Origin of the sequence: Leptospira hartskeerlii (assembly GCF_002811475.1) — a bacterium.
In the GTDB taxonomy this organism is placed as follows: Bacteria; Spirochaetota; Leptospiria; order Leptospirales; family Leptospiraceae; genus Leptospira_B; species Leptospira_B hartskeerlii.
This window is the reverse complement of the sequence record NZ_NPDL01000005.1, coordinates 278,659-299,819: the sequence shown is the minus strand read 5'-3', so window position 1 is coordinate 299,819 and position 21,161 is coordinate 278,659. Positions and strand designations below refer to the sequence as shown.

Below are 21,161 nucleotides of genomic sequence, written 5' to 3'. Positions count from 1 at the left end.
GATTTTTCTAAACGGAGAAGTAATCATATGCAAACTTCTAAACTGAATCTTACTCTGGCTCGGTTAGTATTCGCTTCTACCGCTCTGGTTTGCTTTATAGGTGTACTATTAGAACTTTGGTATGCCTACTATCACAAATCATCTCTTCCGCCAAACGCAGGTTTTACTCGAACATTCGGTCCTGGAATAGACAGCCTACTCAATCAATTTTCTTTTTTTACGACTCAGTCCAATTTAATTTTAGGGATTACTACTTTACTCCTTGCATTAAATTTGCATCGGACTTCTTCCGCTTTTCATATATGGAGGTTGATCGGGATAATAAATATTACAATCACCGGGATTGTTTTTAATTTCGTTCTGCAGACTGTACCTAAAAATGATATCATCGCAGATACTGCGAGCAGATTAGAACATGATATCGCTCCCATAATTGCAGTGATCGGTTGGATCATCTTCGGGCCGGCAAATAAAGTAACTCTTCGCAGAATTCTTTTAGCCGCCATTCTTCCGATAGCATATGCTATATTCACTCTAATTAGAGGCGCGATTATGGAATGGTATCCCTATAATATTATGGATGTTCCGCGCCTAGGTTATTCAGGAGTTTCGATAAACATTGTAGGGATCTTTGTCCTATTTTTGTTGATCGCAGGATTTTTGGCGTTAATAGATAAATTTCTATCTTCAAAATTTGGTAGAATCTCTTTCCCAAGCAGTTAAATTTCTTTTCATCTGCTTGTAGGAGATCCTACTGACTGCGGAATCCTGAAAATAAGTTTTGAATTCTTTCTCATCCAGATCCGAGAGATTTTCTTTTTTAAATAGATCTCGGATCTTAAATTCACCTATTTCCGTTTTCCAACCTTTCTTACGGGCTTTAACCTGATTCCAAGGACAGATCTCTTGGCAAATATCGCATCCATATACCCAACCATATAGAAAATCTACATTTTCGGATCTATCTTCTATCGTTTTATAAGAGATACATTTTCGAGCATCAATTTTGTAAGGCTCCAATGCGCCTGTTGGACAAGAATCTAGACAGGCTCTACATGTCCCACATCTATCCTTTGCTTTTACGGAAACAAAACTCAAGGGAAGATCAGTAAATATTAAACTGATAAAGAAGAAGGACCCATATTCTTCATGAATGAGATTCGTATTTTTCGCGATCCAACCAAGACCTGCTTCTCTTGCTAAAATTTTTTCAGGAACAGGAAGAGAATCTACTCCCTGTCTAAATTTTTGGTTCGGAAACTTCTTTCTTAAAAACTCCAACAAATCGGAAGCTTTTTTACGAAGAACGGAATGATAATCTTCTCCCATCGCGTATCTGGAAAAACGATAAGGCAGATCTAAGTTTTCATATTCAGGATCATTATATAATGCGCCTAACGCGATCACTGATTCAGGTTTGAATCCGAGCCCTTCCAGTTCTAATCGGAGGTTCATGTTTTTCGGATACCAATCCATATTTCCATGACGACCTTCTTCTACCCAGTGAAGAATATTCTCCTTGTCCTCGGGCGGAACAGAAGCAGGCCCCACTCCGAATAACTGGAATCCGTTTGTCTCTGCGATATTTTTCAGCCTATCCAGAAGTTCTTTACTTTCGAGAAGCATATCTTATTCTTTCTTTATGCAGGAAGGAGAAGAAACATCCTTATATTCTATATCAGGAGGAATTCCTCTCCAGGAACTTTTAATCGCGGCAAAAGAAGCCGGCTTGGATCTTCCTAAAGAAAGAACAAGACCCTTGGGCAGGATTTTACTCGCAGGACTTTTAGGAGCGCTGCGTGGATTTGAAGAGAGAGGACTTTCTCCCTTCTTACCTACTCATAAATATATCTTTGCCGAGATCGTTTCAGATCTAACCGATGCTTATTCTATCCTATCCCAAGAATCGGATGAAAAAATGATTTTACAAGCAGCTTGCGACTTCGGGATCAAAAAAGTATATCACTTAGAATGGAAATTATACTCTTCCCGTGACTTATTCTAATTCAAACCGCGAAAAATATGATAGCGGAGAAGGATACAAGCACCACCGCTTCCAAAAGCCCTGCTCCGAAATTTTGGTCCCTTTCAATTTCTTCCTTTAATGTGGAACCAGGCAACACAACCCAGTCTGCAAAAAAATGTAAAATAGGAATGATAATGAATGCAAGACCCAGATCTAACAATAATAAGATCCCTGTTTGGTATAAGGATTCAAATTCTCTAAACAATGCTCTGGTGAGTAAAATCCCTATAGCAAGTAAAGCTCCTGCAAATGCAGTTCCTGCCGCCAAATTCTGTTTTTCTTCCAACTCTAATCTGAGTTTGTAAGGGATCCAAAGTTTATAATATACTGAGAATAAGATCATCCCGATCTGTCCCACGGAGAAGAATATCACGGAGATAATGGCTCCGACGATGGTCTTTTCCACAAGCGGAGAAACTGCAATTCCCAAACCTTGCGGAAATACTTTCTCTCCTATATCTCCATTCAATGCAGCCGCGATAAAAAAGGAGCTCGCGATGGTCCCTCCGAATAGAACGGAGGCTACTGCTAGGTTTCTTTTTTCATAAATTTCTTCGATTGCGTCTATCCCGCCTAAGATCAAACCATCGTTGATCTTTTGGGAGAGAAGAAGAAGAAGAACTCCTAAGATAGAAAAGGAAGACACTTGGAAAAGATCTCCGAGCAGATCTCCTTTTTCCCCAGGATGAGAAACTATAGTGATAAATAATATAATGACCCCGATATAATAACCGGATAGACTCAGTGCTAAGGCGCTGTTATCGGATTTTACTAATTCCTCGTCTAACTTGCGAGGCTCCGTCCAGTCTTTCAATTTTTTACCGATGTAAAAAACTAAAAATCCTAAAACGAAAAAGGCGAGATCCCTACCTAGTAAAGAAATATATTTCCAAACGAAATCCATGCACGACAGATTACTATGCTTGGGTTAAAATTTCATAGCCTTTTTCAGTGACAAGAATGGTATGTTCGAACTGGGCGGACCATTTTCCGTCCTTTGTAGTAACAGTCCATCCATCCTTTTTAGAAAAGATCACTTCCCAGGTCCCTAAATTCACCATCGGTTCTATAGTGAAGGTCATTCCAGGTTCTAATTTGGCTAGTTTACGGCCGGAGCGGTAATGAGGAATTTGAGGCTCTTCGTGAAAACCTCTTCCTATTCCGTGACCCATTAGATCTCTAACGATCCCATATCCTTTAGGAGTTAAATAGTCATCGATCGCATTTGCTATATCGCTAACACGATTTCCAGGTTTGACTTGCTCTATCCCGATCCACATGGCACGTTCTGCATCTTTTACTAAGCGTTCCACTTCGGGAGAAGTCTTACCACCTACGATAAAAGTACGGGAACTATCACCATGATATCCGTCCACGATAGGAGTCACATCTACGTTGACGATATCCCCTTCTTTCAAAACGTCGATCGCCTTAGGGATCCCATGACAAACGACTTCATTGATAGAAGTACAAACTGATTTCGGAAAACCCTTGTAACCTAGAGGCGCCGACTTGCCTCCATTCTTCTTAGTGAACTCTTCACAGAGATCATTGATCGCAAGGGTACTTATACCGGGTTGAATGAACCCGGATATATAGTCCAGAAGCGCGGCGGCTAGTTTGCCCGCCGCCCTCATTTTCTCGATTTCAGTCTTGTTCTTGATGTAGATCAAGAATGGATTAGAAGTCGGTTGGTCTAACCGTAGTGCGTTTGTTCGCCTCGGTACGTTTTAAAGCATCGTCGATCAGTCCGTATAACTTTTCATTCAAGCCATCGACCGCGTCTCCGGAAGTCATAAAGCCTTTAGATTTGATATAAGCTTTTACCTTGCTTGCGACGATGAGGGTATCCTTTTCAGCGCTTTGAGCCATGGAATTCTTCCTCTTAACAGTAGTTTTCTTTTTTTGTACCATACGAACGAGCTTTTGGGAGCATCTCCTTATTCCATCCCGAGACTTTTCCGGAACGTGTCAAATATACTGTGATACGTTTCCAGACGCCTCGAAAAAAGGAATCATTTTCGGATTGCTTCCATACAATTTCAGTTTTTTATTAAAAACGAAAGGTTTCCCCCATGAAATTTTTTGCATGTCGTATAATACAAGTGGGAACGAGACATATTGGGTGAAAAGATTGGGGTCAAGAAAAAAATCATCCCTTTTTCACCGTCTCGTTTTGAATGATGGTTTGGACCAAAGAAGTTTCGAGCCCTAATTTTTCGGCGATCGTCTCTGGTTGCCAATGGAAATTATGAAATAAATTCAACACTGTTGCTTTCTTTCTAGCTACTAGGGGATCTTGGCCTTGAGTCTTACCGGATTTTCCCCCTCCGGTCTTAGACATATTGGTTTGGACCACATCCATGAATGTAGAAAGTTTTTCGAAAGTATCTTCTGCTTCAGAAAGTAGACCTTCTAGATCATCCTTAACCGATAGAGCACCTTCTTTCATGTCATCTAATCTCTGTTGGAGAGTACTGATCTGTTTATGACGCTCTCCTAATTCAGACATCAGGTCTTCTATCTTATCGAACTTAGCTTCTACAGAAAGTATTTCTTCTTTTCTACCTGCGAGAGTCTCTAGTCTATCATCAGTTTTCTTAAGAGTTTCTGCGACTTCTCTTTCTCTTGCTTCGATAACGGAGATCTCTTTTTCCATCTCACGTATCTTTTGAGCTAACTTGAATGAATTTTCCTTATGACCTTGGCTATCTTGATCAAGCTGCTTGATCTCTTCTCTAACGGAAACAACTCTACCCAAACGATCTTCCAGATCCAAGAAGCGGGATTCCATTTCGAATGCCCTCTCTCCTGCCTCGACCAACTTGCGATGAGTATCATTCCACTGAGAAGATTCTTCCATGATCCTTTCGAATTCTTCTTTTAAGACTTCTGCTTTCTCTTCTATGGAAAGAATTTCCGAACTTCTCTCTTCAGCTTGAGAAATACGGGTTTCTAGATCTTCTTGTACTTTTTTGATCCGAACTAAGTTTTGGTCCAGATCCTCATACGTTTTTTCCGTATGATTTGCATCTTCCAGAGCCTCTTTCATCTCGGAGACAAACTCTTCGGAACGTTCTATAATTTCCTTTACATCTAAGAAGAGTGCAGAACGTTTTTCCGCATCTAGGATCCTTTCGGAGATCTCGTCTACGGAAGAACGTAATTTCTCGGCTTCTTCTTCCAATTCGGAGAAGAGGGAACGTTTTGCATCTTGGATCTCTTCTAGATCTTTGCGAAGATCGATCTGAAGAACACGATATTCTTTTTGTGCCTTCTGGAATTCTTCTCTTCCTGTTTTTAGGAATTCTTCCGAAGATTCTTCGGTTTCTTTCAGTAAATATTTTACCTGATTCTGGAATTCCTTCATCTGGCCTTCGCTTTCTTTGATCCCTGAATCTAAAGCTTCTTCCAGATGTAATTTTACGTCCGCTAAATGTTTTGCGATCCTTTCTTCCAATTGGCTTAATTGGATCTGGCCTTTATCTAACAGAGCGGACAATTGTCTGTTGATCTTGGAATCGATCGTATCGTTCAGACGATCGATTTTTTCTTCCTGTCTTTCGAAGAAATCTTGGCCGGATTCTTTCAGTTTGTCTAGAACAACTCGCGCTTGTTCTCCTGCCTTTTCCAACTGAGATTCGGTAGAAGTACGGATCTTCTCCGCTTGCATTTCTAAAAGTTTTTCGTTCTTACGCAGAAGGTTTTCGAATCTTTCTCCCGCTGCGGAATATTCAACTTTTACGTTTTCCACACTGGTGATTGCTTCTGCTTTCAGATCTTTAAAACGAGAAACAAGCTCCCCTCTGACCTCTTCTCCCTCTTTGTGGAAGTTCGCCTTATATTTAGATACGAACTCTTCGATCTTGTCCTTTTGCTCGGCATAAGATTTGGAAAATTCTTCCAGGTATTCCGCACCTTTAAAGTGGATCTGTCCCAGTCTTTCTTCCAATCCACGGATCGCATCCATGGTATGATTTTTCTGCGATTGTACATCTTCTTCCCAGGAACGAGAGAAGTGTTCGAATCTTCTGTCCATTTTGCGGAACTCATCTTCGATAGAAAGACCGATCTCGCTTACTTTGGATTCTGCTTCGGCAAGAATATCTCCGGCAGTTCCTTCCAATGCTTCTCGGATATCTTTTACATAAGAATCCATTTCTTTCATCCGGGTAGAAACCTGGACGTCGAAAATTTTTACATTCTCTCGAATAGAATCCCATTCAGAACGAAAACGATCCGAATGAGAAGCATGTAATGCACCAACTTCTTCTTCTAAGGAACCTTTCAAATCTTTTACGGAAGCCTCGATCTCTTTCATTCGAGTAGAGATTTGAGAAGAATATTCCTTCACGTTTTCTTTAATAGTTTCCCAGTCCGCACGGAATTTTTCCGCCTGGGAAGTTTGAAGAACTCTTAGTTCTTCTTCCAAAGATTCTCTAACTTGGTCCAGCCTAAGTTTGGATTTTCTTTCTTCTTCTGAACGGGAAGATTCTAATGCGGAATGGAATTCTTTCAGTCCGGAAAGGATTTCCTTTCTCAGATCTTCCGCTTCTATTCTTAAACTGCTGGAAATACGATTGAATTCGTCTTCGAAAGAATCTATCTGACGCATCAGGTCCGCTTTACGGGAATCTGCTTGCTTGAGTAATTTGTTCTCCGCTTCCAAATATTTTTCTTGGAAGATATTGATTGAGTCGTTGATTCCTTCTGCTTGGCGTCTGGTCTCGTTTAAGATTTCGTCGCGTCTAGTCAGAGTTTCCAGGCTCATTCCTTCTATTTCTTTACGAATTGCCTCGATCTCTATACGAACTCCGTTTAGAAATGCTTCTTTAGAGTGAACAACTTGTTCTAATACTTGATCGTATTTTTGGCGAATGACTGATTCATTATGGGAGAATGTTTCCTCTAACTTACGATCCGCAAGTTCCGCCTTCTCATCCACTCTAGTTTCTAAACGATCTATCTTTTCGGATACAGATAAGAATGCTGTCTGCATACGATCTGTTCTTGCATCTATATCTTCTTCTTTTACTTTTACTGATTCAAGAAGAGACTGAACTTCCTCGCGAGCGTTATCTACTTTGCCAACGGTTTCATGATATAATGACTTGGTTTGAGCCTCTAATCTTTGGCGGAAAGCTTCTCCCAATTCTTCCAAACCGGATTCGATACGATCCGCTTTAACTTCTAATAATCCTTCTAACTCCACAATTTTAGAAGCGAGAGATTGTAGAATATCGTCAGATCGGAAATTCAATTTTTCTTGGAATGCTTCGAGTAGGACTTCTGCTTCGGAGCGAAGTTCTTGGATACGATTTCCGATCCCATGTACTTCTTTTTTGCCCAATTCCAATCTTTGTAATCCGTCTTGGATGGACTGTGACTCTTGGCGAATATCGGAAGAAAGATGAACTACTTCTTTTAGATCTAATGTAACTGCGTTTAAAAAATCCCGATTGGAACGAATTGTCTCCAATAACTGCCTGGATTCTTCGTTGAGACCTTTTACCTCTTCCGAAAGTTTTCTGGTCTGTTTTAAACTGATCTCCAGTTCTATTCCGGAATCTTTTACGGATTGGATTTTTTCCAGGGCAATCTCTTGTAATTCTTCCTGGAGTTTGCCAGTATATCTTTTGATCTGGCTGAGCTTATAATTCGACTTGTCCATCCTGCGAAGAAGGATAGTAATGCCTACACTGGCTAAAAAAGGTAAAAGAAGTTCTAGGCCCATACTTAGAGTTTCACGAAGATTCGATGAAGAAAACTCTTCAAAGAATTATGTCGCATCAAATGGATAGGAATACTCGCGAGCAGGGGAATAAATCAAGAATTATTTCTCCAATCCCCAAAAAAAGGCCGTATAGCGCATTTGCAGGCATTTATGACGGGGTCATGAAACGGGCACCTTATCTGGACTGGGCTAAGATGATTTTGGAATCTTACCAGATTGGAACCCAAAAAAACCATCCCAAAATTGCTTTGGATCTTGGCTGCGGCACCTGCAAAATTTGGAAATTTCTACCATCTTCTACAGAGCTTTGGGGAATCGACAATTCTCCTGAAATGCTCCAAATCGCCGATTCTCAAGCAATTAGAGGGATCCGGAAATTAGGGGACCTTCTCTCCTTCCCCCCTATGAACAAATCCTTTGACCTTGTTTTTTCAGTCCATGACACCTTAAATTATTTTCAAAGAGAAGAAGATCTCTCTCGGGTATTTGCCCAAGTTTCGGGTGTCTTGGAGAAGAAAGGAGTCTTCTTTTTCGATGTGAGCACCGCTGAAAATTTTCGAAAAAATTTTCAGGATAAGGTCCTGAAAGAGACCCATGGGAAGACAAAACTTGTCTGGAAGAACGAATTTGATCCGAAAACTTCCATTTTAAAGACCAGTTTAGAATTTTCTCTGAACGGTATTTCTGAGGTGGAAGAACATTTTCATAGAGCTTATCCGCTTGAAACGTGGTCGAAGTTACTACAAAATTCAGGCCTCGAAATTTTAGGAATTGGCTCGGATTATGAGGCATGGGAAATTTTTCCAAAGGCCAATTATTGGAATTTTATGTGCTTAAAAATTTAAGCTGCTTGTTTGGATAGTAGGCGCTTACTTCCTCTGCATTTTATTGTTGGGATGCGCTAGTTTTAGGCGTCTATTTCAACAAACAAGCTGTACCTTATGGCCAAATTAACGATACAAAATAAACACGGAATCGTTCGTTTCGAAAATCAACTTCTGGACGGATACGAAAAAGTTTTCGATGAGATTTCGGAACAGGCATCCAGGGCGCATATCCAAAACCTTACTTTGGACATGACACCAACCAAAAAAATTACTTCTAGCGGCGTTGCAAAGCTACTCACTCTTAGAAACCTTTTGGATCATTTCGGAGTAAAATTAGAGGTAGTGAATCTTCAACCTACTCTAATGGATGTGCTTCGTAAGTTCAAAGTGGATACAATGCTCCGCATCAAGGCATAATTTCCCGGGAAAAAAAGTTGCATAGGTCTTAAGGCCCGAAAGAATAACTTTCGTGGCCTCTCTTCAGGTATCCGATCTTTCTAAATCCTATTTTGGGAAGGTCGCGATTTCCAATCTAAATTTCACCATTCCTAAAAACAAGATCACAGGTTTACTTGGACCTAACGGTGCAGGTAAAACAACCGCGCTTAGAATACTTACCGGATTTATACAACCAGATAAGGGTTCCGTTCTTCTAGACGGAGTCTCTTTAGAAAAAGATCCTCAAAAGATAAAACGAAGATTGGGTTATCTTCCGGAATCTTCCGCAATCTATCCGGATATGACTGTGGGAGAATATTTGGATTTCATCGGAAATGCAAGAGGAATGGATTCCTCCTTCTTCAAAAAAAGAAAAAGAGAAGTATTAGAAATTTGTGATCTAAGATCCCAAACTTTTTCTTTAGCTGGTATCTTATCCAAAGGCACAAGACAGAGATTGGCTTTAGCAGGAGCATTACTTCATGATCCGGATTGGGTTGTTTTAGATGAGCCTAGTTCAGGTTTAGATCCGATCCAAATTTCTCATTTCAGAGAAGTACTGCGAAATTTAGGAAAAAATAAAATAGTATTATTATCCACTCATATACTTTCAGAAGTGGAAGAAACCTGCGACCATGCCCTGGTTCTACATAAAGGGAACCTAGTTGCGGATCTTCCGGTTTCGGAATTCAAAAGATCTGATTCAGTTCTTCTAATAGCCAAAGCGGACAAAGAAATTTTGAAAAAAGTTTTAGAAGGTAAGAACGTTCAGATCCTTTCCGCAGAAAAAGAAGGTGAATATACAAAATTCAGATTGGAATCTTCTTCCCTCAAGCCGGAAGAAATATTTGAGATCATTCGAAAAGAGTCTTTTCCGATTTCAGAATATAAGATTTCTCAAAAGTCCTTAGAATCAGTCTTTCAGGACCTGGTATCCGATTAAGATATGAAACTTCCGAATTTGCCTCCGGGACTTGTTGCCGTTTTTAAAAAAGAATGGGCCAGTTATTTTAATACTCCAATAGGCTATGTATTCTCAATTTTATACTTATTTCTATCTTCCTTCTTATTCTTTTACGGTCTAGGAGAAGGTTCTTTCTGGGACAGAAAAGTTGCCGGAATGGAAGAATACTTCGTATGGACTCCCTTACTATTCGTCGTATTTGTTCCTGCGATCACTATGAGACTTTGGTCCGAAGAAAAAAGATCAGGAAGTTTGGAGATCTTATTCACTTTACCAATCTCAAAATGGGAAATCGTCGGTGCAAAGTTTTTGGCTGCCTGGGCATTTTTAGGATTCACTGTTTGTTTAAGCATTAGTATCCCGTTTTTTATCTGGGCATTCGGAGATTTAGATTTAGGGATCGTATTTGTTGGATACGTCGGCTGCTTATTGCTCGGAGGAGCTTATATCAGTCTTGGGATCTTTCTTTCTTCTTTCGGACGAGATCAGATCAGTTCTTATATTCTCACAGTCCTTGTTTGCCTTTTCTTTTTTCTGTTAGGAACCCAACCTGTTCTGAAATTTTTCGGAGGAGGACCTTCTGCATTTGCGTATTTATTCGCACTATCTTCTCATTTTGAATCCTTTCGTTTGGGGATTATGGATCTTTCGGATACTCTTTACTTTTTTAGTTTTATCTCGGCAAATCTAGCAGGGAACTTTTTTTTTCTTAGGAGAAATTATCCATGAGAGAATTACTCCGTCCCTTATTAGAAATCTCTAGATCTCCTTGGTTTGGGCTCGTAAACGGAATATTACTGTTTATTCTTTTAAATGGGATCTTCTCCGCAATTCCATGCAAAGCGGATCTTTCCAGATCAGGAAGATTCCAAATTACTTCAAGCACTGTAAAAGTATTAAAAGAACTAGATGATCCACTGTATATAGACGCTTTTTATTCTTCAGAGATCCCAGGCGAATATAAGGCAAGAGCAGAACTTAGCAAAGAGCTCTTAAAAGAAATCTCTAAGATCGGAAAAGAAAATGTTTCCTTACGATTTTATGATCCTTCTGCATCGGAAGAAGATGCAAGAAAGGCAGCGGAGTTAGGACTCGAACCTCAGATACTGCAACAAACTTCTAGAAATTCCGCTTCAGTCAAGCAGGCATTTATGGGGATAGTCCTAACCATAGGCCATAAAACAGAAGTTTTATCTTTTGCTTTCTTCACGGAAGATCTAGAATACCAGATCTTAAATTCTATCCGCAAAATGCAAAGACAGGACTTAGACTCGGGGATTGTTCTATTAAAATCGCAAGGGAATCTTTCCATCCAAGAACAAGGTTCTCCTAAAGATAGAATAGAAATTTTCGCAAGAAGAGTTCTTCGAGGTGAATATGGTCCGATTTTAGAATTAGATTTGGAAACAGAAGATCTTCCCCCGGAAACTGAAGTGGTACTTTGGATCGGAGGAGGAACTCTTTCTAAAAATACAGAACGTAAGCTAGACAAATTCATTATAGAAGGAGGAAGTTTACTCCTTCTATCCAAAACAATGGAGTTCAAAACGAACGCAGAAAGAGGAAGTTTTGGACTTCTTTCCGGTGATCTTGGAGCTGGACTCGCACAAAGAAATCCTTACTCGGAAGAGATGGTCCGATTTTTAGAACATTACGGAATTCGAATTAATTATGATATTATCCTAGAACCGGATCATTCCTTACCAATGGGCTCAGTGATCGAAATAGAACCCGGAGTTTTAGGAAAATATCCTTATCCCCCCTGGATCGTTCCGGACCAAAAATCAAAAACTTTAGACAATCACAGTTTGTTTACCAAAAACCAGGAAAGTCTTCTCATACCTTGGTCTTCCAGTCTCAACATTCTGCCCGAAAAACAAAAAGAAGTTCAGTTTACTATATTAGCAAAAAGTGGAAAAGATGCAGAATCCAGAATGGAGCCGATTTCTTTAGGAGAAAAACAAATCCTTTCCACCCCAATCCAAGCAAATGGAGGTCCTTTTATTCTAGGAGTTTATGCGGAAGGAAAATTTACTTCTTATTTCTCGGACGCCAAACAAAAAGCACTGGATCTGCAATCTCAAAACAAGTCACCGAAAACTGGTAGGATCCTAGTATTTGGATCCCCTTATTTAGTCTCCGATCTTCTGGCATTTCCAGAATTTTCGGAAATACTCAAAAACTCGAATATTCCTTTTTTATTAAATGCGATCGATATACTTAAAGGAGAAACGGATCTTTTAGAAGTTCGCTCCAAACAGTCTGCGGTTTTAAAACTAAAACCTTTACCATTCTTCTTAGAAACTTCGATCAGTTTATTTCATTTGTTTTTGGTTCCATGTTTATTAGCTCTTTATGCTTTTCGCCGATTAAAAAGAAGGAACGGATGATGGATTTTTCAAAGCTTTCAGACCTTCTTCGCAGCACATATAAAGAATATCCGCAAATCCTATTATTTTTTGCGAATATACTTTTAGCTATTTTACTTCTAATTGTAAAAGATCCTTGGGATTGGTTCAAAAAGACCTACCAAAATTCGGAGCCATTCTATAAAACCAAATCAGAAGAGATACAAACGATTATCAGCGGCCGCAAAGGACAAGAAAGTATTCTCAATCGAAATTTGGATGGATGGAAAGCCGAGTTACCTTCGGGGCTAATACTGCCCGGAGATTCTGCCAGGATCGAAGAATTGATCCAAACCTGTTTGCATTTACGTAAATTCACTTTGCTCTCTGAATCCAATTCAGTCTCTAAGGAAGAATTCGGATTAGGAGGAGATGAACCAATCATCGAACTTAAAGACGTTTCCGGAAATTCTCTCGGAAAAATTCTAATAGGGGCACCGGTCAGAAAGGGACAAGGAACTTATATCCTGGATGAAAAAAACCAAATCTGGTTAGTTAAAGAAAATCTAAAATCTGTAACAGGTGGAGGCAAACTGGATTTTTTCCTAAGTAGATCTCTAATTCCTCCCTTCCCTTCCAGAGAAAAAGTTTCGAAGATAGCAATTTCAGGACTTTCCTCCATAAATTTTAGTTTAAGTAAACAAGATGAGAATTGGATCTTAGAAACTTCCGGCGGGCAGATCGTCGCATATCCAGAAGAAGTGGAAAACTATCTGGAAGAGATCAAAAAACTAAGTGCAGACGAAGTTCTTTTGGAGAAGTCGGAAGAACTTACTGCAGTTCCTAAAGACAGGAATTTTAAAATAGAAATAGTGACGAACACGGACCGTTATTTAGTTTCTCCGGTTGGAATGACCAAGTTAGGAAGTTATGTTTTCCAGAGAGAGGGCCTAAGCTACAGATTGATCTTGGATCCTTGGAACCTGGAGAGGATCCTACAAAAGGATCTTGCAGACTTTTCTACCAGGTTCCGTTCTCCTTAAACAACTTAAGAATCAATGGTTGACACTCCGAGGGTATAAAAGTTTCCTTCCTTAATAATACTATAAACCTTAAAAGGAATTCGTATGGCATTAATCGAAGAATTGGATCAGCAGGGGAATTTTCTATTTCGCTGGAGATCTTATATACCTGGATTTATTCTTCTCCTTTGTCTATACTCCTTAAGCAAGTTCGAATTTTTAGAAGATTCTTACGAGATCAACTTATACTACGCGGGTGCTTGTTTTGTAGTTAGCTTACTCGGCTTAGCGGTTCGTTGTTTTGTGATCGGTTACGCTCCCGCTCGCACTTCCGGCAGAAATACAAAAGAACAAGTAGCGGATGTGGTCAACCAAGAGGGAATTTATTCCTTAGTTCGCCATCCACTTTACTTAGGAAATTTCTTAATGTATTTGGGACCGGTCCTGTATTTCAGAGACGTTCCTTTACTTTTAGTATTTTCCTTATTTTTCGGATTCTATTACGAAAGAATAATGTTCGCGGAAGAAAAATTCTTAAGAGATAAATTCGGCCAGGATTATTTAAACTGGGCGGATAAGATCCCTGCATTCATTCCTAAATTTTCAGGTTATGTAAAACCTAAACTCGGCTTCTCATTCAGAAATATTCTGAAAAGGGAATATCCAAGCTTATTCGGGATCTTAGTGATCTTCGTAGTATTCGACTATGCTGCAAGTTTTAAGGTAGGATTCGGAGATTGGAGAGAACCTTGGACAGTGATCACCGAGCCTCAAATCTGGGCATTCGGAATTGGCGCTGCGTTTTATACAATCGTTAGAGTTATAGTAAAAACCACCAAGTGGTTGGTGGTAGAAGGCAGATAATTTCCTGCCTTCTTCTTATCTTCAAGCGTTAGCGGTATATTCCAGATAAGATTTGAACTTCTCCCCGTCCTTGGTCAAAAAGATCGGGGTCGGGTATTCTCTTTTTAAAGGAAGTAATGCGAAACCTTGATCGTAAAAAACGATCTTCTCCACTTCATTCAATTTATAACTAAATTCTGAATTTCTAGCCTGGAAAGTAAACCCTCCCGGGATCTCTCTAATACTTCCCTTTCCCATTCTTCTAAAACCTTTCAGAGTCTCAGGACGAATCTTTTCTTGTAATGCCTCATAAGGTAATCTTCCTGAAAGATCTAAGAACAATACTCCTTCCATAGACCATTCTTCTTCTTTAGGGATTCTAGGCTGGGCGCGTTCGGGCTCTGTTACCATTTCTAAAACTTCTCCCCTTTTTGTTTCATCCCAGATCTCAGTTCCGAATTCTTCTGGATCGGAAACTTCTGACTCCGTCTCCCTCGATTCCATTCTCTGTCTTTCAGAAAGAGGACGGATCTTTCTCTCTTCTGCAAATGCAATATCCATTTGAGAATAGATTTCTGAGCGTCCTTGTTTTTTCAGAGAAGCTAATGATTCTTGAGAAATTTTTTTCTCTCTCGCTGGAGCTATATTTCCTTTTGGGAATGAACTTGCGCTAAACTCTTTTTTAGAGTTTGGTTGGAAGGAAACATAAATAAAACAGAGGATCCCTACTAAAATGAGTGCTAAGGCGATATAAAGCATCATTATATGTATCTATCCATTTTCGCCGTTTCTGAAGCATTTTTCGGGCGGTTTTTCTCCTTTACAGATTCCAGGCGCGGCCCAGTCTTCCTTGTGAACGTAGTTTTATGACAAATCCAGACGGAATTTCAATTAAAGATATTTTATTCAAAGTAGGATCGGCGACTTTTCTAACCATTTTAGTCTCGATGTTAATCCTAATGTTCTTAAAGTCGGATGTGGAACAGGTAGGCGTAGATATGCTGGCCGGAAAGGCAAGCATCACAATGGGAAGCATTGACGACCAAAGTGTCCCTATCGATTCATTCAACGCAGCCAAAAGATTCTGTATCCAGATGTACCAAGGTCAAGGCTCCGAGTCACTTTGGGCAGACTGCGCCTTCCAATCTTTAAAAGGACAATATATTTTCCGGAAGATCGGAAATTCGGTTGGTTTCACAATCAGTGAAGAATCCGAAAAACAGGCCCTTATGCAAGAAGCTGAAAAAGTTTCTAAAAATTCGCTCCAGGGAGCAGGATATTCCGAGGAAGACCTGAGAAAACCGATAGAAATTTATCGTCAGTTACTCCAGCAGGCACCGCTTCGCTTTAGGATCGATTATAAAGTGTCCCAGGCCTTATTCCAAAACTTCCTTCCGACAGAGATCCGACGCACGGATGGCGAATTGAATATCATGTCAGAAGCCTCGGGAGCCAGAGTGGACCTGGATGCAGTTTTATACACAGAGGAAGATTTAGTCAAAGCTTCCGAAAGAAATCTGGAGCCTACAGACGCTCAATTGAAAGAGCTCTATGAGAAAGAATCCTTAGATCCAAATACCTTAAAAGGCAAAGACGGTAAACCAGTCCCATTCGAGGAAAGAAAAACCGTCCTAAGAAGTAAGTTCTTATTAGAAGCGCGTAAAAACTCTTTAGAATCTTTAAAAGCAAAATTAGTCGCTCTACAAAACGAGCCGGACGGCCTACAAAAGATCGCTGCACTTTTAGGAAGACAAACTGTTTCTCTCAAAAACAAATCTCTCTCCGATCTGAAAAAGATCAATGCCGGAAAAGATGTATTCTCTTTGAGTTCCGACAAAAAATTCTTACAGGATTTGAGCCTTCCAGGTTTAACCCAAAAGAAAAACATCGGACCTTACAGAGAAGGAGAAAAATACGCGATCGTTTCCTTCTCCGGAGTCAAATTAGGAAATCCGGATCCGTCATTCTTGAGAACCAGGGATAACGGCTCTTTACTCACTGCAATACTCATGGAAATTCCACAGTCCCTAGAGGAAAGTATCAAAGTCGAACGAGCATCCGTTAGATCCGTTTCGGAGGAATAATGCAAATCCGCGCCGAGTTAGTAAACCCATTCCTGGAAGCAGCTACAATCGTCTTCCGGGATATATTACAGACCGACCTGATCCGAGGAAAGATCGGTATCAAAGACACACCGGAAACCACCTTAGAACTTGCGATCATCATCGGAGTTTTAGGAACGTTTAATGGAGAAGTGATCTACGGTTTGAACTACGACGCGGCTTATAAAATTTCCAAAAAGCTGATGCCTGGAATGGGCGATGAAGATATCAAGAATGAATACAAAGATATTTTAGGTGAGATCGCAAATATGACTACCGGTAACGCGATGAATATTTTTGCAACTGCCGGTCAATCGATTGAGATCACTGCTCCAAATATCGTGGATGCAAAAAACGAAACAATCAAGATCCCTAAAAAACAAGCTCTTGGGATCAGTCTATTTTCCAAATTCGGAAAATTAGAAGTAAACGTAGCCTTAACTTAAAGATCGCTTTTTGCAAAAGATTCCATTTCAGTTCTCAAGGGGGAATACACTCCTTGGGACTCGGAAACGGATTTATCCAAATATTTTTTTAAAAAACGTTTTGCCCATTCACCTTCTCCTGCCTTATAGCTGGATTTAAAAAGTAAATAAGCACCCAGTTCTTTTTCTTCTCTTTGTCTTTTGAATTCTCTTGAATTCGTATCTTCCGCATTCGGGAAAGTTTTACCGAAACGATTCCAAAAATCCATCAAATAACTGCGAGCATCCGAATATCTTCCCATTCTGAAAAGCATATCACCTAATTGTAATAATGCTCTGGATCTGTATTCTCCCTCTCCCTCAGTTGCGGTCCTAAGAAGAATGGACTCTGCTTCCGAATTTTTACCTTGCGCCCTAAGAGATCTTGCAGTTTCCAAAGAAGTTTTCCATCGAGAATCGTCTTCCGCCGGCGCTTCCGCGTTTGAATCGGTAGCCTTTGCATTTTCTAATTTAGATAATTCTAATTTTGCCTGGGAACTTGCGGTTCCTTCAGTAGAAGCAGCCTTACCGAATTCTTCTTTCGCTGCGTCTTTCTGTCCATTTCTAAGACGCAAAAGCCCTCTCTCGTAAGCTGCGCGACTTGGATCAGAGACTTCCTTCTTCTTGCCATTTTTTTTATCTTTTCTTTCCGTAAGATTCGGAAGTTTCGTTTTCTTTTCTTTTATTGGCTCTGAAACAGTTTGTTTCGTTTCCGCAATCTTTGGATCTTCACTAGCAGTCAGAGTATTCTCAGATACAACTTCTTCCGATTTTTGTTCTGCAACTACAGAACTCGCATCAATAGGAGGGAGAGGTTCATCCGGAGAAGGACCCTTGGAGGAAAAACTGCCCTCGCTTGGTTCCGGTATAGGCAAAGGAAAATCCGCTGCGAGTTGGTGCGCGAAAAAAAAGATACTTAAAGAAAACAGAATATATTTCATCTCATTCTCCCCTAGGCCTTTGTTCTTTTCTAGGAGGACGGCTCAACCTGGATTCTTCTTTTTCTGCAGGAAGCTCTCTATTAGGTTGCTTTGTGCTTGGTTCTAAACGAGGAGAATCCGATCCTTTATCACTAGGAGCTAAATCTTCACGAGCCGGTCTTTCGTTTTCCGTTGGGAAAAACACTCTTGAATCTCCATCCTTCATCTTAGAATTGCGGATTGTGTCCGACTCTTCCAGTTCAGGTTTAGGGGAAGAAGGTTCCGTCTTCGGTTTTTCCAAAGAATATCTTTCAATATCCAAGGAAGAACTTCCGGAATCCGAGTAAGAAGGATCGCTCCATCTTACGTCCTTTCTTTTCCGATTATATTCTCTTTCTATATCTTCTAAAAATAATGCCTTACGATCCAGTTCTTTGGCTTGGTCTTCTTCCCCCGCCAATGCCAGACCTTTTTGAAAACTAAACCAGCCTAGAACCATTGCTACAAGAACTGCCAAGCCGAGAGCCGCGGTTCCGATCGTTTTTACCACTTTTGGAGGGAGATTTCCCAGAACCTGGTCTATCGATACCCTGATGCTGGTTAGGATGGAGAACGGGTTGAATGCCATACGTTTACCCTAGGATCATCGGTCGAATCCGGAAGTTTTTCAAGGACATAATTTTTGAAAAAAGGAAGGGAAATCCTGACTTGTAGTAACTTCGACAGACCAAATCCAGTCTGAAAAACATTAGATTTGAGAGTTTTTTCTTCCTTTTTCCATTAAGTCTTTTTACAGGTTTTCGATTGTAAAAAATAGGATGGGACTTACTCTCCAACAACGGCCCCCCAGGATGAGCGACTCGATCCGCAATTTTACTGAATCATTATTAAAAGATCTGGAAGAGAACGAAAACGGATTTTTCAAAGTAGAAAATCTGGACGGACTCGCATATCTCACCATCTTCCCCGCAGGAAAAAAAGGAAAGGAAGTAGAATATCGCGAAATTCTAAAACGATTAGAAGTATTTAAAATTTCTGGAATTAGTGAAGAAGAAGTCAAACGTATCCTAAAGACCAAAGACTCAGAACCACACCTGATCGGGAAATGGCCCGGCAAACCGGAAGCATCTAGTCTGGACCTAAAAATTTCGGAAGATAAAATGACAGTCCATGGGATACTTCATCCTCCAAAATTCGGCGGAAAATTATTAACTAGAGACGAGATACTTTCCCAATTACAAGTAAGTGGGATCGTTTTCGGGATTATTGAAGAATCTGTTCTCAAACTTTCTCAGGCGGAAGATTATGGAAAAAGAACTCTTGTTGCCCAAGGCGAACCTCCTGTCCCCGGAAAAGACGGAGATATCAGGATCTTATTCCAACATCCTGGAACACCAACATTAGAAGAAGATGAATTCGGAAGAGTTGATTTCAAAAACATTCAGATCATCCAAAGTGTGAAGAAGAACCAAAAACTTGCTGAAAAAGTGTCCCCTTCACCCGGCAAGCCGGGCAAAAACGTAAAAGGAGAAGTTCTTCCATTCGAAGAAGGTAAACTTGCAGAATGGAAATTAGGTCCTAACGTTAAAATTTCTGAAGATGGAAACTTAGTACAATCTCTCATAGATGGTCGACCTTTAATGGATCGTTTCGGAGTGATTCGTGTTGATGAAGTTTGTTTACTGGAGAATGTAGACTTCTCCACTGGAAACATAAACTTTCCGGGAACGATCATTGTAGAAGAATCTATCGCGGACGGTTTTACTCTCGAAACAGACGGTTCCATCATCGTTAAAAAATCAGTAGGTAAAGTTTTCTTAAAAGCAAAAGGAGATATCGTTCTTTCCGGAGGATTTATGGGAAGAAACGGTGGAATGATAGAATCAGGTTCCGATATCTATGCAAAATTTATAGAACAAGGAAAAATGATCGCTAAAAATTCGATCTTCATCGAAGAAGCTGCGATGCATTCCGAGCTAATCGCGGGAGAATCGGTTGTAGTCAGAGGCGGAAGAGGAGAAATCATCGGAGGCCAATGTGTAGCCGGAAAAATGATTACCTGTACAAAGTTAGGCGCCATCGTAGAGACAAGAACAGTGCTTAGTTGCGGAATGCCTCCGGAACTTCTTTCCGAATTAGAAGATCTGAAATCGGAAATCCGCAAAAACCAGGATATATTAAAAAAAGTAGATACTAGTATCCAAAAATTAAGCGACGACTCCCAAAGAAGAAGTCTTGGCCCGGAAGAAAAAGAGAGTCTACCAAAACTACAGGCGATCCGTCAAAAATATAGTTCTATCCTGGAAAATCTGTTTGCACAGGAACAATCCGCAATTCTATCATTTGATCCCGATAAGGATTCTTATGTAGAAGTTGAGAGAGAAATTTTTCCGGGAGTAGAAGTAAACCTGGGCAGAAATAAGAAGTTCAGCGTAAAATTAAAGGAGATCCCAGGCCCTTCCTTCCTATATTTGGGAGGAGACGGTCAGATCGCTCTTTCTAAGGTAAAACCAAAACGACTCGGGCTCTTACAGGAAGAATCTTCCGACTCCGACTCTTCCACAAATTAATTCCCGTCAGGAAACAATTCCCTGCAAGATGGGATCCCACCCGCCTGCTCCATTTCTGAACAAGGAGTTTTAAGAAGATCGTCCATACAGCGTTTCACTTTTCCGATCTGCTGATCAGTGACCTTTTCATAATCGTCAGGAAGAATGGACTGGTTACTTTGTTCCGCCATACATTGTTCCAGGGAAGAAAATCCGGACCTGGCGGCATTCTGCTCTCCGGAAGGAAGTGATTCCAGATATTGAGCAGAACATTCTAAATTCTTTTTACATAACTCTTTAATATAGTTCTGGCTTAAGTTCCTCACCTCTTCTTTGGATAAGGAAGGTCCCTTTCCGCAGGAAAGAATGAAGATCGAAAATACAAGTATAGAGACAAATTTCATTTGGATCACCGAAAACATATACTCGGATTATACAGAATAGACGGACAATTCTACTATTCTGCAAGCCGTTCTTTTTAATTATTTCATTTTTGTGAGAATCAGCCGATTCCCTTTTCCGGATTGGTCTATATAAAAATGATCCGTTAGTTTTCGTACCAAGTAGAGTCCGATCCCTTCTTCCCTATAATCTCCAGGATCGTATCCTCGAATTTCGGAAATATTTTTTTGAACTCCGAAATCCCTGATCCGAACTTCCATACGATTCTCAAGAACCGTGACTTCTATAAAGATAGGATAATTTGTTTTTCCAAGATAAGCATGTTTAATCACATTTAAAAGACATTCCCCCACTGCCAATTTTAGGTCGGCAGCATCGTAGAGGGAAAATCCTGATTCTCTTGCTAGGTTATAAACGAAGTTCCGCGCTACAGTCACGTAACGCGGATGGGAAGGAACTTGTATCCGAAACTGATTCGAATAGTCGTTTTTTTTGATCTCGGCCAAAATTAGGTTCGGGGGA

General features: G+C 40.2%; 23 protein-coding genes and 1 pseudogene. 12 read left to right on the top strand and 12 right to left on the bottom strand.

Translation table 11 applies throughout. From position 1 onward, the window contains the following. The first annotated feature begins 27 nt into the window (after window positions 1-27). On the top strand, window positions 28-723 hold the full coding sequence (locus CH352_RS11445; protein WP_100707234.1) for a Pr6Pr family membrane protein: 696 nt from the start codon (window positions 28-30) through the stop codon (window positions 721-723). Here CH352_RS11445 and queG read toward each other — a convergent pair. Next, window positions 688-1,626, bottom strand: a complete 939-nt coding sequence (queG, locus tag CH352_RS11440; protein WP_100707233.1) for a tRNA epoxyqueuosine(34) reductase QueG — start codon at window positions 1,624-1,626, stop codon at window positions 688-690. The two genes, CH352_RS11445 and queG, sit on opposite strands and share 36 nt — an antisense overlap. A 16-nt stretch (window positions 1,627-1,642) precedes the next feature. On the opposite strand from queG, the gene CH352_RS11435 reads away from it, so the two are divergent. Continuing rightward, window positions 1,643-2,005: an LIC_11502 family protein gene (locus CH352_RS11435; protein ID WP_100707232.1), complete on the top strand. Its 363-nt coding sequence runs from the start codon at window positions 1,643-1,645 to the stop codon at window positions 2,003-2,005. Between the two features lies 1 nt (window position 2,006). On the opposite strand, the gene CH352_RS11430 is transcribed toward CH352_RS11435, so the two are convergent. The 6 genes and pseudogenes from CH352_RS11430 to CH352_RS19250 form a co-directional block, all read right to left on the bottom strand. Beyond that, window positions 2,007-2,930 (bottom strand): DUF350 domain-containing protein, encoded by a 924-nt coding sequence (locus tag CH352_RS11430; RefSeq protein ID WP_100707231.1) that lies wholly within the window; start codon window positions 2,928-2,930, stop codon window positions 2,007-2,009. 13 nt (window positions 2,931-2,943) lie between these two features. Further along, a complete protein-coding gene (gene map, locus CH352_RS11425) occupies window positions 2,944-3,699 on the bottom strand; it encodes a type I methionyl aminopeptidase (protein ID WP_100707230.1) in 756 nt (251 codons plus the stop codon). Window positions 3,700-3,706: 7 nt separating this feature from the next. Beyond that, window positions 3,707-3,940 carry a hypothetical protein gene (locus CH352_RS11420; RefSeq protein WP_010515511.1) on the bottom strand — a complete coding sequence of 78 codons (234 nt, stop codon included), beginning with the start codon at window positions 3,938-3,940 and terminating at the stop codon, window positions 3,707-3,709. A gap of 238 nt (window positions 3,941-4,178) precedes the next feature. Next, window positions 4,179-6,545, bottom strand: coding sequence for a SpiroCoCo family coiled-coil protein (locus CH352_RS19285; protein WP_423789712.1), 2,367 nt, complete (start codon window positions 6,543-6,545; stop codon window positions 4,179-4,181). Next, window positions 6,522-7,760 (bottom strand): annotated as a pseudogene (locus CH352_RS19255) (SpiroCoCo family coiled-coil protein); the annotation flags it as partial. The pseudogene CH352_RS19255 and the gene CH352_RS19285, both read right to left, overlap by 24 nt. Window positions 7,761-7,852: 92 nt before the next feature. Continuing rightward, on the bottom strand, window positions 7,853-7,996 hold the full coding sequence (locus CH352_RS19250) for a hypothetical protein (RefSeq protein WP_423789705.1): 144 nt from the start codon (window positions 7,994-7,996) through the stop codon (window positions 7,853-7,855). On the opposite strand from CH352_RS19250, the gene CH352_RS11410 reads away from it, so the two are divergent. The 7 genes from CH352_RS11410 to lmtA all read left to right on the top strand — a co-directional run bounded on the left by CH352_RS11410 (window position 7,955) and on the right by lmtA (window position 14,223). Continuing rightward, on the top strand, window positions 7,955-8,605 hold the full coding sequence (locus CH352_RS11410; protein ID WP_423789704.1) for a class I SAM-dependent DNA methyltransferase: 651 nt from the start codon (window positions 7,955-7,957) through the stop codon (window positions 8,603-8,605). The two genes, CH352_RS19250 and CH352_RS11410, sit on opposite strands and share 42 nt — an antisense overlap. A gap of 96 nt (window positions 8,606-8,701) precedes the next feature. Then, window positions 8,702-9,004 (top strand): STAS domain-containing protein, encoded by a 303-nt coding sequence (locus CH352_RS11405; protein ID WP_100707228.1) that lies wholly within the window; start codon window positions 8,702-8,704, stop codon window positions 9,002-9,004. 52 nt (window positions 9,005-9,056) lie between these two features. Continuing rightward, on the top strand, window positions 9,057-9,968 hold the full coding sequence (locus tag CH352_RS11400) for an ABC transporter ATP-binding protein (protein ID WP_100707227.1): 912 nt from the start codon (window positions 9,057-9,059) through the stop codon (window positions 9,966-9,968). Between the two features lie 3 nt (window positions 9,969-9,971). Next, window positions 9,972-10,718 (top strand): ABC transporter permease subunit, encoded by a 747-nt coding sequence (locus CH352_RS11395; RefSeq protein ID WP_100707226.1) that lies wholly within the window; start codon window positions 9,972-9,974, stop codon window positions 10,716-10,718. After that, window positions 10,715-12,379, top strand: coding sequence for a GldG family protein (locus tag CH352_RS11390; protein WP_100707225.1), 1,665 nt, complete (start codon window positions 10,715-10,717; stop codon window positions 12,377-12,379). Before CH352_RS11395 ends, CH352_RS11390 begins: the two co-directional genes overlap by 4 nt. Then, window positions 12,376-13,380, top strand: a complete 1,005-nt coding sequence (locus CH352_RS11385; protein ID WP_243396359.1) for a DUF4340 domain-containing protein — start codon at window positions 12,376-12,378, stop codon at window positions 13,378-13,380. The genes CH352_RS11390 and CH352_RS11385 overlap by 4 nt, the downstream gene beginning before the upstream one ends. 84 nt (window positions 13,381-13,464) lie before the next feature. Further along, complete coding sequence (gene lmtA / locus CH352_RS11380) at window positions 13,465-14,223, top strand: lipid A Kdo2 1-phosphate O-methyltransferase (protein ID WP_100707223.1); 759 nt, start codon at window positions 13,465-13,467, stop codon at window positions 14,221-14,223. Window positions 14,224-14,244: 21 nt separating this feature from the next. Here lmtA and CH352_RS11375 read toward each other — a convergent pair whose 3' ends face one another. Continuing rightward, window positions 14,245-14,964, bottom strand: coding sequence for an LIC_11490 family protein (locus CH352_RS11375; RefSeq protein WP_100707222.1), 720 nt, complete (start codon window positions 14,962-14,964; stop codon window positions 14,245-14,247). A gap of 104 nt (window positions 14,965-15,068) precedes the next feature. On the opposite strand from CH352_RS11375, the gene CH352_RS11370 reads away from it, so the two are divergent. Next, window positions 15,069-16,286, top strand: coding sequence for a hypothetical protein (locus CH352_RS11370; protein WP_100707221.1), 1,218 nt, complete (start codon window positions 15,069-15,071; stop codon window positions 16,284-16,286). Next, window positions 16,286-16,750 (top strand): chemotaxis protein CheX, encoded by a 465-nt coding sequence (locus CH352_RS11365; protein WP_100707220.1) that lies wholly within the window; start codon window positions 16,286-16,288, stop codon window positions 16,748-16,750. Before CH352_RS11370 ends, CH352_RS11365 begins: the two co-directional genes overlap by 1 nt. Here the strand turns inward: CH352_RS11365 and CH352_RS11360 are convergent. Beyond that, complete coding sequence (locus CH352_RS11360; protein WP_100707219.1) at window positions 16,747-17,709, bottom strand: tetratricopeptide repeat protein; 963 nt, start codon at window positions 17,707-17,709, stop codon at window positions 16,747-16,749. The two genes, CH352_RS11365 and CH352_RS11360, sit on opposite strands and share 4 nt — an antisense overlap. A gap of 1 nt (window position 17,710) precedes the next feature. Continuing rightward, window positions 17,711-18,316, bottom strand: a complete 606-nt coding sequence (locus CH352_RS11355; RefSeq protein ID WP_100707218.1) for an LIC_11485 family protein — start codon at window positions 18,314-18,316, stop codon at window positions 17,711-17,713. Between the two features lie 223 nt (window positions 18,317-18,539). On the opposite strand from CH352_RS11355, the gene CH352_RS11350 reads away from it, so the two are divergent. Then, window positions 18,540-20,258 (top strand): DUF342 domain-containing protein, encoded by a 1,719-nt coding sequence (locus CH352_RS11350; protein WP_100707217.1) that lies wholly within the window; start codon window positions 18,540-18,542, stop codon window positions 20,256-20,258. Here CH352_RS11350 and CH352_RS11345 read toward each other — a convergent pair. Further along, window positions 20,255-20,659: an LA_2478/LA_2722/LA_4182 family protein gene (locus tag CH352_RS11345; RefSeq protein WP_100707216.1), complete on the bottom strand. Its 405-nt coding sequence runs from the start codon at window positions 20,657-20,659 to the stop codon at window positions 20,255-20,257. The genes CH352_RS11350 and CH352_RS11345 overlap by 4 nt on opposite strands. Window positions 20,660-20,719: 60 nt before the next feature. Continuing rightward, window positions 20,720-21,145: an ATP-binding protein gene (locus CH352_RS11340; RefSeq protein ID WP_008592233.1), complete on the bottom strand. Its 426-nt coding sequence runs from the start codon at window positions 21,143-21,145 to the stop codon at window positions 20,720-20,722. Window positions 21,146-21,161: the final 16 nt, after the last annotated feature.

Excerpts from the sequence above, each read along its gene's own strand:
- CH352_RS11445 (WP_100707234.1), top strand. The coding sequence starts at position 28 with ATGCAAACTTCTAAACTGAATCTTACTCTGGCTCGGTTAGTATTCGCT.
- queG (WP_100707233.1), bottom strand. The coding sequence starts at position 1,626 with ATGCTTCTCGAAAGTAAAGAACTTCTGGATAGGCTGAAAAATATCGCA.
- CH352_RS11435 (WP_100707232.1), top strand. The coding sequence starts at position 1,643 with ATGCAGGAAGGAGAAGAAACATCCTTATATTCTATATCAGGAGGAATT.
- CH352_RS11430 (WP_100707231.1), bottom strand. The coding sequence starts at position 2,930 with ATGGATTTCGTTTGGAAATATATTTCTTTACTAGGTAGGGATCTCGCC.
- CH352_RS11420 (WP_010515511.1), bottom strand. The coding sequence starts at position 3,940 with ATGGTACAAAAAAAGAAAACTACTGTTAAGAGGAAGAATTCCATGGCT.
- CH352_RS11410 (WP_423789704.1), top strand. The coding sequence starts at position 7,955 with ATGATTTTGGAATCTTACCAGATTGGAACCCAAAAAAACCATCCCAAA.
- CH352_RS19250 (WP_423789705.1), bottom strand. The coding sequence starts at position 7,996 with ATGGTTTTTTTGGGTTCCAATCTGGTAAGATTCCAAAATCATCTTAGC.
- CH352_RS11405 (WP_100707228.1), top strand. The coding sequence starts at position 8,702 with ATGGCCAAATTAACGATACAAAATAAACACGGAATCGTTCGTTTCGAA.
- CH352_RS11395 (WP_100707226.1), top strand. The coding sequence starts at position 9,972 with ATGAAACTTCCGAATTTGCCTCCGGGACTTGTTGCCGTTTTTAAAAAA.
- CH352_RS11390 (WP_100707225.1), top strand. The coding sequence starts at position 10,715 with ATGAGAGAATTACTCCGTCCCTTATTAGAAATCTCTAGATCTCCTTGG.
- CH352_RS11385 (WP_243396359.1), top strand. The coding sequence starts at position 12,376 with ATGATGGATTTTTCAAAGCTTTCAGACCTTCTTCGCAGCACATATAAA.
- lmtA (WP_100707223.1), top strand. The coding sequence starts at position 13,465 with ATGGCATTAATCGAAGAATTGGATCAGCAGGGGAATTTTCTATTTCGC.
- CH352_RS11375 (WP_100707222.1), bottom strand. The coding sequence starts at position 14,964 with ATGATGCTTTATATCGCCTTAGCACTCATTTTAGTAGGGATCCTCTGT.
- CH352_RS11370 (WP_100707221.1), top strand. The coding sequence starts at position 15,069 with ATGACAAATCCAGACGGAATTTCAATTAAAGATATTTTATTCAAAGTA.
- CH352_RS11365 (WP_100707220.1), top strand. The coding sequence starts at position 16,286 with ATGCAAATCCGCGCCGAGTTAGTAAACCCATTCCTGGAAGCAGCTACA.
- CH352_RS11360 (WP_100707219.1), bottom strand. The coding sequence starts at position 17,709 with ATGAAATATATTCTGTTTTCTTTAAGTATCTTTTTTTTCGCGCACCAA.
- CH352_RS11355 (WP_100707218.1), bottom strand. The coding sequence starts at position 18,316 with ATGGCATTCAACCCGTTCTCCATCCTAACCAGCATCAGGGTATCGATA.
- CH352_RS11350 (WP_100707217.1), top strand. The coding sequence starts at position 18,540 with ATGAGCGACTCGATCCGCAATTTTACTGAATCATTATTAAAAGATCTG.
- CH352_RS11345 (WP_100707216.1), bottom strand. The coding sequence starts at position 20,659 with ATGTTTTCGGTGATCCAAATGAAATTTGTCTCTATACTTGTATTTTCG.